Source organism: Micromonospora sp. NPDC053740, assembly GCF_040677775.1.
In the GTDB taxonomy this organism is placed as follows: Bacteria; Actinomycetota; Actinomycetes; order Mycobacteriales; family Micromonosporaceae; genus Micromonospora; species Micromonospora alfalfae.
Map to the genome: position 1 here is coordinate 844,750 of NZ_JBFASO010000001.1, position 16,171 is coordinate 860,920.

A 16,171-nucleotide genomic window follows, 5' to 3' on the forward strand; every position below is an offset into this window, starting at 1 on the left:
GGAGGCGCTGCGCCGGCCTACGAACTCCCCAGTGACGCGGCCGTGCGAAAGCAGATGACCGAGCTCACCGAACAGACCCGGCGGTTGATCGGCTGCTCGTCGCTGGTCCTGGTCGCCAGCGTGGACGCCAAGGGCAACTGCGACGTCTCCCCGCGCGGCCCTGCCGCCTTCGTCGCCGTCCTGGACGCACCGGCACGAGTAGCAATCCGCACAGCGGTCGTCGTGGTGCCTCACGCTTCTTCAGCGAACGAGCGATAGATATCGCTGAGTTTCGATGAATTCAGGCTCGTGTCTGGTGGGCGTCCGTGGGACTGCTCTAACCTCGATACATGGTCTCGCGTCGATCCCTTCTGCGGGCGGTCCCGCTTGCGGCCGCTGCCCTCACCACCGCCCCAGGTGATCCCCGTTGGTCCGGCGGCCCGTCGTCCACCGCGACGGATGCGGTCCGCGTACCACCCGATCCGACCACTGTGCAGGCTGCCGCCTCCGCCGTTCGCGGCTTCACGGCCGACCTCTACCGCACTGTGGCCGCAACCCAGGCTGGCGGCAATGTGGTGTGCGCGCCGTACTCGGTCGGGCTCGCGCTCGCGATGACCAGGGCGGGCGCCGGCTCGACCACGGCAGACGAGATGGACACGGTGCTCCACGCGCCGCATCCGCGCCCCGGCGCGCTCGACAGCGGGCTCAACACCGTCGAGCAGACGCTCGCCGGTCGGTACCAGGACGGCGACGGAGTCAAGCAGCCTCGGCTGACCACCGCCAACGCGCTGTGGACACGACTCGATCTGGGCCTGCGCCCCGGGTTCCGCGACATCCTGACCGGCTACTACGGTGCCGCGCCGCGACCTGTCGACTTCCGTGGCGCGCCGGAGGCTGCCCGCCAGGAGATCAACACCTGGGTGTCCGATCGGACCAACGCGAAGATCCCGGAGCTGCTGCAGTCCGACGCCGTGAACCCCGCCACCAGCCTGATCCTTACCAACGCGATCTACCTCAAGGCTGCCTGGAAGTACCCGTTCACCGCCGCGGCCACGTCGCTGGGACCGTTCACAAGGGATGACGGGACCGTCGTCGACGTCCCGGTCATGCGCGGGCCGTTCGACAGAATGGGCTACCTCGAGGGAGACGGGTGGCGCGCAGTCGACGTGCCGTACGCGGGCGACGGGCTTGCCATGGCCATCGTCATGCCGACCCAGGACGATCTCGCCGCGATCGAGGCGAGCCTCGATGCCACGTGGCTGGGCGCGTTGCTGACCGAGTTCCAGATCACCGACGTCGAACTGCGCCTGCCCCGGTGGACGTTCCGCCTGCCGGCCGAACTGGGCGCCGCGCTGGCCAGCCTCGGCATGCCCACGGCATTCACGTCACAGGCCGATTTCACAGGCATGAGCACCGACCCGGCCCTGTGCATCGACAACGTGGTGCACGAGACGTTCATCGCGGTGGACGAGAAGGGTACCGAGGCCGCAGCCGCGTCGGCAGTCATCGTCCGGCCGCCGTCGATCCCGCAAGGGCCGCAGTTCTTCGTCAACCGGCCATTCCTGTACGTCATCCACGACCGGCTCACCGGCGTACCGCTGTTCCTCGGCCGGGTCCACGACCCGCTGGTCGACGGCCCAGCCTGACGGTACGGGACGCGGCAGACGCGCACCGGACCTGGTGGACCAGCCGTGGCTACACTGCACGTCCATGCGCTCCGCCGAGATCCTCGACCAGCTCGACACCGCGGCCGCAGACTTCAGGTTTCCGGACCTGGGCAACGGCTACTACTACGCGGTCGATGCCCGACTTCACGCCTACCGTGACGCGCAGCGGTGGGCGCTCATCGTCGAGGTGTTGGGATACTCGCCCCGGGCCGGCAACCTCACCGACGTCCTTCACGTCTTCGGTAACTGTCTGACCGAGGGCGAATCCGGCTACAGCAGCAAGGACTTCCTCGACCGGGTCGACAACTGGGACGAGATCGAGGACGTCGACCAGCCGGAGATCTATGACGGAGGGTCGATCGTGGTACGAGGGCGGCGGATCGCGGTCGCCGCCGAGCGGGGCGAGGAACTGGTCGACGTGCTTCGCCGGCTCGTCCCGGACCACCGGGAGCTGCTGCTGGCCGACGAAGTCGAGCTACGGCGGCGCATCCCGGTCGACATCCCAGAGATCATTCGCCTGGATCAGTGGCATCATCCATACGTTCTCCAGGACACGCCTCCCAGTCAGGCAGAGACCTTCCGCCAGCTCGCCGACGTGCTGACGACAGGAGACGTGGGACGATACGCACCAGACATGCGGCCCAACACGCACTGGTCCAACTGGCCCGAGTCCGGGAGCCTGTAGCACGGCCGATCACGCACCGACAGTGGCAGATCCGGATCTCTGATCTCGAACGGTGCTCACCCGGCGAGGCGGCTGGCTTGGGGAACGCGTACCGCACCAACGCGCCCCAGCCATCGTCGAAGCCGGCCCAACTGTCCCGACTGGCCACACGGATGCGGTTGCAATGATGGGCTGGTGACCGAGCCGGTGTTTCGTTACCACCCTGATCCCTTGGCCACGGGCTCGGCGGTGCGGGCCCAGCACGACTGCAGCGTCTGCGGTCAACTTCGGCAAATTCGCTACCGGGGACCGATCTACGGCAGACAACCCGAGAGTCTCTGCTTGCGCTGTATCTACTCCGGGGCGGCTTCCAGGGCACTCGGCGTCGATGCCGCCGCCACGGATGGCAGCGGAATCCTGCAGATGCCTGCCGAGTTCAGCGACGCTGTCGACGTGCCTGATGACGTGCCGCATCACGTCGTCGAGGAAATCACTCGCCGGACCCCCGGCTTCACCGGTTGGCAGGACGAGTCATGGCTCTACCACTGCGGCGATGGCGCGGCTTTTCTCGGCCCGGCCGGCTACCGCGATGTCGAGCCTCATCCGGACGCCCTGAACATGCTTCGCGCGAGCCACCGGCAACTCGGCTGGTCACCCGAGGAAACCGAAGAGTTCCTGCACCGGCTCGACCGCAACGGTGAGCCCACCGCGTACCTGTTCCAATGCCTGCATTGCGGAACTCACCTCGCGTCCTGGGATATCGGTTAACCCCACCTCATTGCCGAGACGCAGCCGCACTCTCTACAGCACAGACCACGATCGCGGGCCGTGACGCGAAGCTCGCCCAGCACCGACACGTGGTCGGTTGGACTGCTATATGGTCTGTTTTCGTGGCAGATTCGCGGGCCAATTCGGGGGCCAGAACAGCGTCGGTGTTCGGCGTCGACCTACATCTGGACCTGACCGGCCCCGGCCTGCGCGCCGGGCTCACCGACGCCCTGCGGGAGGCCATCCGGACCGGACGTCTGGTGCCCGGCACGCGGCTACCGTCGTCCCGCTCGCTCGCGGCCGATCTTGGCGTGGCCCGCAACACCGTTGCCGACACCTACGCCGAACTGGTCGCCGAGGGCTGGATCACCGCCCGACAGGGCTCCGGAACGCGGGTGGCGAAGCGGGCCGAACCGCGCGGCGCGGCACAGACCGTAGCTCGCCCAAGGCCCGCTCAGCGCCGTCCCACGTACGGGCTGCTGCCGGGTGCACCGACCCTCGCGGAGTTTCCCCGTACGCAGTGGCTCGCCGCAGCTCGGCGGGCTCTGTCGACGGCCCCGAACGATGCCTTCGGCTACGGCGACGCTCTCGGCCGGGTGGAACTGCGTACCGCCCTCGCGGACTATCTGGCGCGGGCTCGCGGGGTGTACGCCGAGCCGGACCGGATCGTGATCTGCGCCGGCTTCCACCATGGCCTGACGCTGATGGCGCAGGTCCTGCGGGCGCGGCGGGTCACGGCGCTGGCTGTCGAGTCGTACGGCCTCGACGTGTATCGCGATCTGCTGACCAGCGCTGGCCTGCGTATTCCGCCCCTCTACGTCGACGAGCACGGCGCGCGCACCGACGACCTGGCGGGGTTGGACGGGGTGGGGGCGGCACTGTTGACACCGGCGCATCAGTACCCGACGGGGGTCGCGTTGACCCCGCAGCGGCGTACGGCGGCGGTGGACTGGGCCCGCGCCACCAGCGGGCTGATCTTGGAGGACGACTACGACGGGGAGTTCAGATACGACCGCCAGCCGGTGGGCGCGCTGCAGGGCCTCGACCCGGAGCGGGTGGTGTACTTCGGCACGGCGAGCAAGTCGCTGGCGCCCGGGCTGCGGCTCGGTTGGATGGTGCTGCCGAAGGAACTGGTCCCGGAGGTCGTGGCGGCCAAGGGGGACATCGACTACATGTCGAGTGCGCTGGAGCAGCTGACCCTCGCGGAGTTCATCGCCTCGGGCGCGTACGACCGTCAGGTGCGCTCGATGCGTGTGCGCTACCGGCGCCGCCGCGACGAGCTGGTCGCGGCGCTGGCTCAGCGGGCGCCCGGTGTCCGCGTGACCGGGTTGGCCGCCGGGCTGCAAGCGGTCCTCGAACTTCCGCCCGGCACCGAGGGTTCGATCGTTCAGGCGGCCGACCGCCAGGGTCTGGCGGTGGCCCGGATGGCCGACTTCCGCCACGAGCTGGCCGACTCGGGTTGGCAGTTGGCCGAGCGGGACGCCCTGGTGGTCAACTTCGCGGCTCCCTCGGACAGCGCGTGGGCGGGAGCGCTGGACGCCTTGTGCAGGGTCATGCCCCAGTAGTGCGTCGTCAGGTCGACAGCGTCTGGATCAAGGCCGGATTGGCCCATGGATTCGCCACCGAATTGGACCAGCGAACGGTGCCACTCGGCGCGTAACTTTGCGGCCGTGACCACGAACCAAGCACCAGTAAACGGACAAGAGCCCCGGAGCGCGCAGCGCGCCTGAACTGGGCTGATGCCTACCAAGCATGGCTGCCGTGACAGGCCGGCGCGTCTCGCTCCGCCCCGTGGGCGATCGCGGCGGCGGATGGCTGGACATCCCTCTCTCCCGCTGAACGACAGGGCGTCACCGGCACTGCCGTGGCGGGCCAGTCGTCGCGCGGACCGGTGGGGTCCTGCGGCGGCAGCGCACACAGCTCGACCTACCGAACCACAAACGATTGGGAGACATGATGCGGGTATTTCTTGCCGGTGCGTCCGGCGTCATCGGACAGCGGCTGATCCCCCGACTGGTGCAGCTGGGGCACGTGGTCGGTGGCATGACGCGATCGGCCAACAAGACGGAGCTGCTGGCGCAACTTGGCGCCGAGCCGATCCTGTGCGACGTCTTCGACCGGGACGCGGTGATCCAGGCGGTTCGAGACTTCGCACCGGACATCATCCTGAACGAACTGACTGATCTACCGGATGAGGTGGAGAGGATCGGTGATCATGCGGAGCTGAACGCTCGCATCAGGACCGAGGGCAACCAGAACCTCATCGATGCGGCGCGGCAGAGCGGATCGCCGAAGATCCTGGCCCAGAGCGTCGCCTGGCAGCTTCCGGACGGGCCCGACGCCCGGGCTGTCACCGAGTTGGAGCGCGCCGTCCTCGCCGAGGGTGGCGTGGTGCTGAGCTACGGACAGTTCTACGGGCCCGGCACCTACAACGAGCAGCGAATCCCGGACGAGCCTCGGGTCCAGATCGATCGGGCCGCCGAGCGCACTGTGCAACTGCTGGATTCGGCGTCGGGCGTCGTCGTCATCACCGACTAACGATCACGATCCGGCCGCCGCGCCGCACCGCACCCGGCCGTGGGCCAGACCCGGGCCCGACGGCAGTGGCCCGGCGGCCGAATCCCCTTCCCACCGTCACCAATTCTTCGGCCCATCGCTGCGGCCACCCCATGGAGCTGTCATGTCCTCGATTCCGGGAACCATCGACGCGCCCTCGACCCGTCGGCGGCGCACCCTCCCCGCCGGCCTGGCGTTGACAGGTGCGGCGCTCGCGTTCACCAGCCTTTATCTCGCGGCGGGTGTGCTGACGCCCCTGCTGGTGCTCTACCGCCAGCAGTGGAACTTCGCGCCGTCGCTACTCACGCTGGCGTTCGCTGTCTACGCGATCGGCTTCCTCGCCGCCGTCCTCACCCTGGGGTCGCTGTCCGACCATGTCGGCCGGCGCCCGGTGCTGATCGGCGCGCTGGTGATCCAACTCGCGTCGAACGCCCTGTTCCTCGTCGCCCCCGACGTGAGCTGGGTGATCGCCGGGCGCATCGTGCAAGGTGTCGCCAGCGGCGCGGCGACGGCAGCCTTCACCGCAGCGCTCGTCGAACTCGCTCCACCGAACAGAAAGAGACTGGGTACGGTCCTGGGCAGTGTCGGCCTGACCGGTGGGCTGAGTGCCGGCTCCCTGCTGGCCGGTCTCGCCATCCAGCTCACGCCCAGGGCGAACTCGATCGTCTTCGCCGTCCTCATCGTCCTCACGATTCTCGGTGCCGTCGTCATCGCCCTGTCTCCGGAGACCATGCCCCGTACCGCGGGTGCGCTCCGCTCGATGGTTCCGCGCGTCGCCATCCCGCCCGCCGCCCGAGCGGAGTTCGCCGCCGCGGCGCCGGTGGTCGCCGCCGTCTGGATGCTCGCAGGTCTCTCCGGCGGGCTGGCCCCGAGCATGGTCCGCAGCGTCTTCCATCTGGACAGTGGCCTGCTCAACGGCGTGGCCGGGTTCATCGCGCCGGCGGTTTCGGCAATCGTCGGACTTGCCTTCGCCCGCATCGACCCGCGGCGAGCGATGATCATCGGAATCTACGCGTCCCTCGCCGGGGCCATCGGCATCATCGGTGGAGTGTTCGCCGGAAGCCTGGCCGTCATGATCATCGGGCAGGCTGTCGCCGGTGTCGGCTTCGGTGCGTCCTTCACCGCCGCGCTACGCCTCATCTTCCCGCTCGCGGCAGCGCACCAGCGCGCGGGAGTCGTCGGCGGAATCTACGTCGTCTCCTACCTCGCCTTCGGGCTACCCATCGTCATCGAGGGGCAGCTCGTCGGCCCTCTCGGCGAGGTGCCGGCAGTCGTCTGCTACACCGCGTTGACCGTCCTCCTGACGCTCATCAGCCTCGCCGGCCAGACCCGGATCAGAGGGCGCACCCGCGGCTGACGGACGCTCGGATCGGTCAACGGCGCACCCGACAGCGCAGGTGAAGCACCCGGTTGCCCTGAATCACCACGTCAGGATCGTCCAACAGGTGCTGCGCGTGGACCGACCCGAAGTAGCGCTTGCCGGACCCGAACACGACAGGTACGACGTCCATGCGCACCTCGTCGACCAGGCCCGCGGCAAGCACCTGGCCGCCGACGTCACCAGCGGCGACCTCGACGATGCGGTCCCCCGCGAGCTCCTGCGCCCTGGCCACGGCTGCCTTGACGCCGTCGACGAAGTGAAACGGCGCCTCGGGGTCCCACCCCTCGGGCTTCGGCCGGTGCGTCACGACGACCACGTGGTCGATCCCGCTCGGAGGCTTCCCGTCCCAGCCGTCCGTCATGTCGAAGACATGGCGGCCGGCGATCGTCACCCCGATCTGGTTCCAGTACGGTCGGATGTAGTCGAAGGACGCCTGTGACACCTTCAACACGCCGCTCTCGTCCAACGGGACGTCACCGCTGGTCAACCAGTCGAACAGCGGTCCGGGCTGGTCGTTCTCGTCGGCGATGAAGCCATCCACCGACACCGAGCTGTACATGACTACTTCGCCCATGGGCAAGCTCCTCTGCTTGGAATGCCCCGAGGTTAGAGTTTCGTGGGCTGTCGCTCTTGTAAGGAATCAATCGGTCGGTAGCGGCCAGCCGTCCAGCACGTGGCCGGGATGTTCGCGCAGGAACCGCCGCCTGACTTCGACGTACCGGGTCGGTGTGAGCCCGGTGAAGGCCCGAAACTCGTGGCCGAAGTGGGCCTGGTCGAAGTAGCCTGCACCACCGGCGAGGTCGGCCCAGTCGACCGGTTCGGCGGGGTTGATCGACAGCACTGTGGCGGCGAAGCGGTAGCTGCGGGCCAACCGCTTCGGCGTGACGCCGATGAGCTCCTTGAACCGCTGCGCCAGGTGCGTGCTGCTGACACCGGCGGAAACCCTCAGGTCATCGATCGCCACCGCCCCGCTGGTCGCGGCGATGATGCGGCTCGTACGGCGGACCAGCCCCAGGCCGGCCGCGTCGCCCAGCCGTCGCATCAGCTCCTCCTCAAGCAGCGTCAACATCTCGTGGGGTCCCTCGGCCGTGGCCAGCCGGTCGCGCAGCTCAGCAGTGGCGGGTCGGCCCCACACCTGCTCCACCGTCACCGGCCGGTCGCACAGCTGCACTGCGGGCATCGGCAGGAACGGCGCCAGCCCCCACGGCTTGAAGTGCACGCCGATGGACCGGGTCCGGGGTGGATAGCCGAACTCGAACGCGCGGCTGGGCGTGGTGACCACGCAGCCGTCGGCGTACTCGGCCGTCTCGATCTCGGTGCCGGCCCGAATGCGAAACGGTGCCCCGAGGTTGACGATGAGGAACGCCGCCGGACTTGCCGGCAGCGTCAGCCGGGCGTACGGCGGCGCACCCTCCAGGTAGTAGAGGTCGTCGATCAGCCCGTCCAGCGGCGGTCGAGGCACTCTGGACACGTACTCCACGCCCACAGTATCGCCGACGTGACAGCGGGGAACGTGGGTCACCACCAGTCGAAGTAGCGGCCCGCGTGAAAGATCCCCACGCCGATGGCGGCGACGACGCCGACCACGAGCACGACCGGAGCGATCACCACGCTGCCGGCCGCGATGCCGATAGCGCCAGCGGCGATGGCCAGACCCGCCCCGATGCCGACGCCGCCGGCCACCACCCCTGGCGTGTCGCCGGCCTCGGCGGCCCGGTTCATGCTGACGTACGAGACGGCGGCCAGACCGATGCCACCGATCACCAGTCCGGCGGTCATCGCGCTGACCGTGGCGACAGTGGCACCGGGCACGGCGATGGCGTACAGCTCCAGGCCACCGCCGACCGCGCCGAGCGCGTCACCGACGCCCATCTCCCAGTCGCCGTGCTGGTAGTCGCCCCACAGGGCGAACGCCGACAGACCGAACCCGACGACGCTGAGCCCCTTGCCGAGCATCCCGGTCCGGCCCGGCAGTCCGCGCACGTGCTCCGGGGCCGTGGCACTGGCCGGGATGTCCCGCCCGCGTCCCGGGTTGGTCGCCGTGCGGATCGCGTTTCCGGCGCTGGCCGGCGCGTCGGTCTCGGTGATGATGACGGCCTGGGACCGCTTGCCGGCCATAGTGCTCGGGTTGGCCTGGATCGCGGCGTCCGCGTCCCGGGTCGCCTCCCGGGCGATGTCACCGGCCTTGCCGTACCGGTCGGTCGACCTGACCTGCTTGACCGCGGTGCTGGTCTCCAGATCGAAGTCCGCCGTGTTGTCGCGCCACGGCACGCCGTACAGCCATTCGAGGATGTTGCCGCGGAACGTCCCCCGGCCGCCCTTGAACTTGAAGTTCCAGATGAACTTCTCGGCGGCGGGCGCGGTGTGCGCGGCAGCGCCACCGGTGACGCCGGGTGCGGCCGGCGTCTTGCCGGCGGAGTCGGCCGGCGGCGCGGCCGGGGGCGGTTCGGGTGGTGGGGCCGGCGTGGGTGGTGGCGGCTCGGCAGGTGGCGGCTCCGGTGGCGGCGGAGGTGGCGCCGGCTTCGGTTTCGGCGGTGCGGGAGGCGGCAGCACGGCGTGCAGCACCCAGGTGCCGCCCGGATGCTCGGACCAGTTGCCTCCCTCCAGGTTGAGGGTGACGTTGGCCTGGTAGTAGATGACCGAGTTCTTGTTGTTGATCCGTGGGTCGAGGGTTGCGCCGTGACTGTTGAGATAGCGGCGGAAGTCCTCCACAGTGGGGTTCTCGGACCCGGTGAAGTGGGACTCCGTGATGGAGATGTCGTGGGTTTCCGGCCCCTTGACAGTGGTGGGCTTGAACCCGGCCGGATCGGCCATTCCGACCGGATTGTTGCGGCAGTACCGGAACAGGTTGCCCCCGTCGGCGAAGCCGCCCGGATCGCTGCTCGCCCACCTGCCCAGCCACGGCACGTAGTACCGAGCGCCGGCGTAGCAGAAACCCGTCTCGTCGTCGACCTCGTGCCCGCCGAAGCGGTACCGCTTCAGGCTGAGGTCGGCGCCCGGCCGGCCGTACCGGTACGCGGTGGTGCCGTACGGGTGGTACTCCTCGTAGGAGATGAGCGCCCCTGCCGCGTCGGTCTCCAGCACGGCCGAACCGAGGTGGTTGCTGAGTTGGTAACGGATCAGCGGAACGCCGAGCGGGTTGGCCGGGTCGAAGCCGCCGACGTCGACGGTCTTGACGTCCACCTGGGCGACCGGGCCGGTGTCGTCGGCGATGGTGGTGGTCCATCGTTCGTGCTGGAGGGTGCCGGTGACCCGGTTGCGCCGCCGGAACACTGTGACCGCACCCAGGAAGATCCATTCAAGTTGGACGCTGCCCGGCCGGTCCACGACCTTGCGCAGCCGCTGCCCGCTCGCGGCGTAGACGAACCGGGCTTCGCCACCGCCACCGAGGTCGACCCGGCGGAGCTGGTCGTGGACGTTCCACTCCAGGGCCGGCAGGTGCGGCATGACGGTCAGGTTGCCGACGGCGTCGTGCGCGTACAGGGCCGAGTAGGGGCCGCCGTCGGCGTCGCCGGGCAGGCTCGTGGCGGCCAGCCGGTTCGTGGCGTCGGCCGGGTCGTCCTGGTACGCGTACCGGTAGTGCCGGGTCCAGCCGGCACCCACCCCGGCCTGCGTCCGGAACCGGTGCCGGAGCACCGTGAGGTTGCCCAGCGGGTCGTACTCGTACTCCTCGGTGTAGGCACGTACCGCGCCGGCATCGGTGAGGCTACCGGCGGGCGGCACGTCGGTCTGGTCGCGGATCGCGTCGTTCGGCGCCCCGGCCAACTCCCGCCCGCTCGCCCTGATCAACTGGTAGAGCGGGTCGTACGCGTAGTCGCTGGCCGCCGGCACCGCCGCGTTGCCGAAGAAGGTGGGCGCGCCCGGCTCGGCCACCCGGGTCAGGTTGCCCACCGGGTCGTAGGTGTAGCGCAGGTCGCGCACCCCGGCGGTGAGCAGACGTTCCAACCGGAACGTCATCGGGTCGTAGAAGTACTCGGTGACCAGGCCGTTGCCGTGCCGTGCGAACCGCCGCCGACCCAGCGCGTCGTAGTCCTGCTCGGACAGGAACTCCACCTCAGCGCCCTGGCCGCGCAGCCGCGCGGTGAGCCGGCCCAGCATGCCGCCCTCAAGGTAGGTCGGTCGCAGCTCGGTGGCGTCGGGCAGGGTGACCAGTGTTGGACGGTTCACCGCGTCGTACTCGGCGGCGGTGCCGAAGACCTCGCTCTCCAGCAGTGGCGCCGCTGCGGCCAGCAGCGCGGCGTGGTCGGACGCGGCGGACACCGGTGACCAGTCCGGGCCGTCGACGTGGTCGGTGGCGAGTCTCCGTTCGGCGCGGTGCGGGTTGCCCTTGAAGTCCACCTCGGGCACCCGCACCTGGCCCGCCGGGTCGAACACCAGGTACGGCACGCCGTGCAGGCCCAGCGTCGCCGCGTCCGGATGCCGGTCGCCGAAGACCACGTACTGCACACAACGCTCCGCGCCGGCGGACTCGCTGACGTACAGGCCGACGGGCCGGTGCAGGGCGTCGTACGTCGTGCGGAAGGTCCGGCCGTGTTCGTCCCAGATCCGGCACACCCCACCGAGAACGTCCTGGAACACCCACCGCTCGCCCTTCTCCGCGCTCCACGACCGCACTCCCGCGCCGTGCATGGCGGTGGCCGCGGTGGCGATGTGCCGGCCCAGCGCGTCGTACCCGTCGGAGGACCGGCCGGTGAGGTCTCCGGTGGTGCGTACGCCGAACCGCTGGCCGGCGCCCCGGTCGGCCACCGTGTAGACGGCCCGGCCGAGGCTGTCGAAATGGATCACGGAGGGTGTGTCGGCGTGCGTGGCGGCGAGCCACGCGGCGCGGGTGGCCGGGTCGGCCGGTTCCGGGTCGGACACGGCGGGGCTGCCCCGCTCGGCGTACCACTGGCTGTCGAGCACCGTGTCGTTGGCGTCGAACAGCCGGTGCGACCAGGCATTGGACTCGACCCGGCTGAGGGTGCCGTCCGGATACCGGGTCAGCACGGCCCGGCCCAGCGGGTCGTAGTAGCGGATCGCTGTGGCGCCGATCTCGCGCAGCGCCGCGGCGTCCTCGTACTCGTGGGTGGTGCTGAAGTAGGGCTGGTACCGCTTCACCGGGTTGCCCTTGTTGTTGACAACCGTGCGGCCGGTGCCGACCCAGCGCGGGTCGGCGTCCACCTCGACGGCCACCCCGTCCTCCCCCACCTCCAGGGCCCTGCCGGGATGCACCCGCGACTTGGTGATCGCCACCCCACCGGTGCCGGTGCTGTACTCGTAACTCTCCAGCCAGCGCGTGTTGGTCGGGCCGTGGCGTTCCCGGTGCCGGCCCCGGCTGTACGCGGGCTGGCCGTTGACCACCCAGTTGAACGGGTCGTAGGTGAACGTCAACGTCGGATCGTCGAGGGTGTCGCCGTCCCCGGCGCCGGGCCGGCCGAGCAGCGCCGAGGCCACCACCCGGCCCAACTCGTCGTAGCGCACCGCGCGGCGCTGCCCGTTCGGGTCGGTGACGAGGCTCGGGCCGAGCACAAGGTAGTTGTTCACAGCGGTGGTGACCGACCAGGACGCCTGGTCGATGGTCACCCGCTCGGTGAGCAGGTGGTAGTCGTCGAAGGTGACAGCCGTCGCCAGGCCCAGCGCGTCCAGGGCCCCGTTGGACAGGTAGAAGTGCGCGGCCGGATCGGCGGGATAGCGCAGCTCGCCGGAGGGGATCCACCAGTCCGGGCCGCCGTCGAGGTGCACGTAGCCGGCGGCGGTCAGGTCCGCGCCGGTCACCGCAGTGCCGTAACCCGCGGCCAGCGCGGCCGGGGTGAAGGCGAGTTGGTACGTCTGGTGCCCCAACCCCAGGCTGTCCCACTGACCGGCCGGCAGCGGCGTCAGCGCGTTGTCCCGGAAGCGCACCTGTGACCGGGACAGCAACCGCCGCTGCGCGCTGACCTCGTCCGCCACCACCTCGTACCCGATCGGGGTGGCCGCGGCGAACCCGGCGAGCAGTTCGGCGCGGGTGAACAGCGGGCCGGCCGGGGCCAGCCCGGTCAGCTCGTGCCCGACCGCCTCGTACGCGGCGCGGATCCGGTACGCCGGCACCGGCAGTGTCTCGTCGATGTCCGGGGTGTACCGCTGCTCGCCGTACGTGACGTGACGGCGTCGCTGTTCGGCGGTCACCTCGGCGGGCAGCTCCGGGTCGGGCGTGGTGCGACCGTAGACCACGGCGGCGGCCTGGACGACGGTGCCGTAGGGGCCGAGGACCAGGTTGAGCCGGTGGCTGATCCGGGGCTCGTCCGGCTGCCGGTCGTAGGAGAGGCTGACCGCCTCCCGTTCGACGGCGACGAACACCCGCGCGTCCAGCCGCTGCACCTGGTACGTCTGCTCGACCACCCCGTACGGGTGCTCCTGCGCGGAACTGCCGTCGTACGAGTACACCTCCTGCCGAAGCGGCAGGCCGCGCAACGCCCGCCGGCTCTCCCGCAGCTCCGCGGCGGAGACCCCGGCCGGCAGCTCCGCGGTGGGTAGGTGCCGGCCGGCGTACCACTCGGCGGACAGGTCGACCGGGGCGCCGGTGTGGTACCAGGTCTTCGTGGTGACCGGTGGCTGGAACAGCTCGGGCGAGGTGTCCTGGTTGCCGTCGACCGCCTCGACGCCCAACACGTGGTCCACGAACGACTCGCCGTCGATCTGCTCGACCATCCCGAAGCCGGCGAACTCCCGCTCGACGCCGTCGTAGTGCCCGTGGTGGTAGCGGTAGCCGGTGACCAGCCGGGTCCCGGTGATCCGGTCCACCTGCTCCACCCGCTCGACGACCTGCACCGGGAACGGCAGTCCGGTCACCCACGGCTGGCCGGCTCGCCGGTCGGCCAACTGGAAGGCGGTCGATGCGGCGTACTGGATGGTGGTCTCGCCGCCCAGGTTGTTCACCACCCGGGTGAGCAGGTGTGGCTTGCCGTCGGCGGCCAGATTCAGGTAGCGCACCGGGCCGGCCGCGTCGCCGGGCAGCGGCGACGACCACACCAGGCAGCCGGTGCCGGTACCCAGCAGGTCGGTCACTGTCACAGTCGAATCGGGCGTGACGTGCGGCAGGTCGGGCAGGTCGGCGGGGGCCGACCAGCCGTTGCCGGACTGGTTGTACCAGAGCCGGATCTCGCGCCGGCCCAGGTAGCACAGGTCCATCACGCCGGTGCCGTCCACGTCGGTGAGGAGCACCCGGGCTGGGTCGAACTCGTCCAGCCCGGTGAACCACGGCGCGTCGTCCATCTCGACCTTGGCGCCGAATCGTCCGTAACCGACGTTGGGCCAGTAGCAGACGGACCCGTCGCGGACCCGGACCAGGTCGGTGAGCCCGTCGCCGGACATGTCGGCGAGGAAGATGCTCTGCCGGTCGTCGGAGCGCAGCAGCCGCGGCCCACGGTCCTCGTCGGCGGGCCAGAGCGCGGGTCGCGCCGGGCCGTACCCCACCTCGGCCAGCGACTCGTGCCAGGCCAGCACTGTGTCACCGGCGATCAGCAGGTCGGCCCGGCCGTCCCCGGTGAGGTCCAGCAGCAGCAGGTCGGGGCTGGCCCAGTCGACGGCGGGCAGCTCGCGGAACGGCTGGAAGCCGGACCAGCCGGCGTCGTCGGTGCGGCGGACGAAACCGGCCGGTACGGTGCCGAGCTGGACCAGCTCGATCCGCCCGTCACCGTTCACGTCGACCAGTTGCTGGCGTCCGCCGGCCAGGTCGGTCAGCGACGGCACTGTGGGCAGCGCGGTGACCGGGCCGATCCGGCCGGCGCCGAGGTTCGGCCGGTAGTAGAGGGCACCCTCGTGCCCGGTCAGCACCCCGGCGATTCCTTCCCCGTCCAGGTCCACCCACAGCTCGGTCCGCCCGTCCACGCCGGCCGGCAGGTTCTCCAGGCTGCCGCGCTCCAGTTCCCTGGTGGTCGCCGCGATGGTGGCCGGTGTGTATTCGAAGGTCACCGGGGGCAGTGCGGCGCTGGTGTGCCCGCCGCCTGCGGCCGGGGCGTAGCCGCGCTGGGTCACCTCGACCAGTGTGGACAGCACCGGCCCGCTGGCGTATTCCAGCTCCACCGCGCGGACCAGGCAGTCCGCGCCCACCTCGGGCTCGTCAGGGAAGTGGTGGAACATCAGGATCCTGCGGCACAGCCGGTAGGTGCGGACCTCGAAGCCAGCACGGTAGGTGGAGAACGGGTCCGGCCGGCAGGTCCAGTCCCCGGTGTCAGCGGGCAGCGGGGTGTCCGGGTGGTGCTCGCCGTAGTCGAGCACGACCTCGAACAGCCAGCCGGCGTCGGCGATCCGGGCCGGCGTCAGGTCCACCGGGCGCCGGCCGTCGGGGTCGAGCAGCGGCACGGTGTTGCCGTACCGCACCGACTTGAGGTAGCGGTTCGCGTTCCGGTCGGTGCGGTGCCGTTCGTGCGGCCGGTCCAGGTCCAGGCCGGCGGTGTCCTCGGGCTTGTAGGCGTAGACGACAGCGTTGCCCCGGTCGTCGCGGGTCTCGCAGAGCAGCCAGGTGTGCACCCGCCGGCCCAGGCCGATGCGGGAGCCGCCGTCGCGGCCGTACACCGCCAGCAGGTTCGACCCGGACAGGGTGCGCCAGTGCACGTCACCGTCGGAGTCCCGGGTCCACCGCTCGATGCGGGCGAACGCCCCCTCGGTCCGTGGCCGGAACCGCTGCACCGTGTGCCCGGCGACCGGAGTGCCGCCGGGCACCGGAATCAGGTCGTCCTCCCCGGACAGCAGGAAGGTGTCGGTGTCGTCGTAGCGGGGCAGGCCGCGGTCGGTGCGCCGGCTGATGGCCGGCACGGGCAACTGCCAGCCGAGGCCGAACGGGCCGTTCCCGGCGCCCGAGTCGTAGCTGAGTGTCAGGTCGGGTTGGAACCCGGACCGGCCGCCGCTGACCGGGATGGGAACGGACATGCCGCCGGTCCCGGTGACGGGGTGGGCGGCGAACGTCTCGCCGATGGCCCGGATCGCGCCGCCGCCGGTGGGCAGGCTGATCGCCGGTCCACCGAGTCCCGGTCCGGTCGCGGCCCGACCGGCTGGCGGCCCGGTGCCGGTCGCGTCGGTCGGCGGCCCGCTCGGGCCGAATGCCCCGCCGGGAGCGCCGGCGCCGGTCGGGTCGGCGGAGCCGCGCCACCGGGAGCCAGGCCCCGGCGATCCGCCGCCGACCGGGTAGCTGGTCGTCAC

10 protein-coding genes are annotated in these 16,171 nt (G+C 70.5%); 7 read left to right on the plus strand and 3 right to left on the minus strand.

Translation table 11 applies throughout. The features are described 5' to 3' along the window. The first annotated feature begins 42 nt into the window (after nt 1-42). The 7 genes from AB0K35_RS03785 (at nt 43) to AB0K35_RS03815 (ending at nt 6,991) form a co-directional block, all read left to right on the plus strand. The gene (locus AB0K35_RS03785; protein WP_363883545.1) at nt 43-258 is read left to right on the plus strand and encodes a hypothetical protein; all 216 of its coding nucleotides are present in this window, start codon (nt 43-45) and stop codon (nt 256-258) included. Nucleotides 259-329: 71 nt separating this feature from the next. Beyond that, nucleotides 330-1,625 (plus strand): serpin family protein, encoded by a 1,296-nt coding sequence (locus tag AB0K35_RS03790; RefSeq protein WP_363883547.1) that lies wholly within the window; start codon nt 330-332, stop codon nt 1,623-1,625. A gap of 64 nt (nt 1,626-1,689) precedes the next feature. Next, the gene (locus AB0K35_RS03795; RefSeq protein WP_363883549.1) at nt 1,690-2,331 is read left to right on the plus strand and encodes a hypothetical protein; all 642 of its coding nucleotides are present in this window, start codon (nt 1,690-1,692) and stop codon (nt 2,329-2,331) included. A 174-nt stretch (nt 2,332-2,505) separates the two neighbouring features. Continuing rightward, nucleotides 2,506-3,078: a CbrC family protein gene (locus AB0K35_RS03800; protein WP_363883551.1), complete on the plus strand. Its 573-nt coding sequence runs from the start codon at nt 2,506-2,508 to the stop codon at nt 3,076-3,078. A 122-nt stretch (nt 3,079-3,200) separates the two neighbouring features. After that, complete coding sequence (locus AB0K35_RS03805; protein WP_363883553.1) at nt 3,201-4,643, plus strand: PLP-dependent aminotransferase family protein; 1,443 nt, start codon at nt 3,201-3,203, stop codon at nt 4,641-4,643. A gap of 391 nt (nt 4,644-5,034) precedes the next feature. Then, nucleotides 5,035-5,616: an NAD-dependent epimerase/dehydratase family protein gene (locus tag AB0K35_RS03810; RefSeq protein ID WP_363883555.1), complete on the plus strand. Its 582-nt coding sequence runs from the start codon at nt 5,035-5,037 to the stop codon at nt 5,614-5,616. Between the two features lie 142 nt (nt 5,617-5,758). Beyond that, on the plus strand, nt 5,759-6,991 hold the full coding sequence (locus AB0K35_RS03815) for an MFS transporter (RefSeq protein WP_238668039.1): 1,233 nt from the start codon (nt 5,759-5,761) through the stop codon (nt 6,989-6,991). 16 nt (nt 6,992-7,007) lie between these two features. Here the strand turns inward: AB0K35_RS03815 and AB0K35_RS03820 are convergent, their stop codons facing one another. The 3 genes from AB0K35_RS03820 to AB0K35_RS03830 all read right to left on the minus strand — a co-directional run bounded on the left by AB0K35_RS03820 (nt 7,008) and on the right by AB0K35_RS03830 (nt 16,171). Beyond that, entirely contained in the window at nt 7,008-7,589 is a 582-nt protein-coding gene (locus AB0K35_RS03820; protein ID WP_363883557.1) for a dihydrofolate reductase family protein, read from the minus strand. A 66-nt stretch (nt 7,590-7,655) separates the two neighbouring features. Continuing rightward, on the minus strand, nt 7,656-8,495 hold the full coding sequence (locus AB0K35_RS03825) for a helix-turn-helix domain-containing protein (RefSeq protein ID WP_363883559.1): 840 nt from the start codon (nt 8,493-8,495) through the stop codon (nt 7,656-7,658). 38 nt (nt 8,496-8,533) lie between these two features. Continuing rightward, nucleotides 8,534-16,171 (minus strand): SpvB/TcaC N-terminal domain-containing protein, encoded by a 7,638-nt coding sequence (locus AB0K35_RS03830; protein ID WP_363883561.1) that lies wholly within the window; start codon nt 16,169-16,171, stop codon nt 8,534-8,536.

Bases quoted from the DNA above. Each gene is read 5' to 3' on its own strand.
- AB0K35_RS03810 (WP_363883555.1), top strand. From the start codon at position 5,035: ATGCGGGTATTTCTTGCCGGTGCGTCCGGCGTCATCGGACAGCGGCTG.
- AB0K35_RS03790 (WP_363883547.1), top strand. From the start codon at position 330: ATGGTCTCGCGTCGATCCCTTCTGCGGGCGGTCCCGCTTGCGGCCGCT.
- AB0K35_RS03820 (WP_363883557.1), bottom strand. From the start codon at position 7,589: ATGGGCGAAGTAGTCATGTACAGCTCGGTGTCGGTGGATGGCTTCATC.
- AB0K35_RS03815 (WP_238668039.1), top strand. From the start codon at position 5,759: ATGTCCTCGATTCCGGGAACCATCGACGCGCCCTCGACCCGTCGGCGG.
- AB0K35_RS03795 (WP_363883549.1), top strand. From the start codon at position 1,690: ATGCGCTCCGCCGAGATCCTCGACCAGCTCGACACCGCGGCCGCAGAC.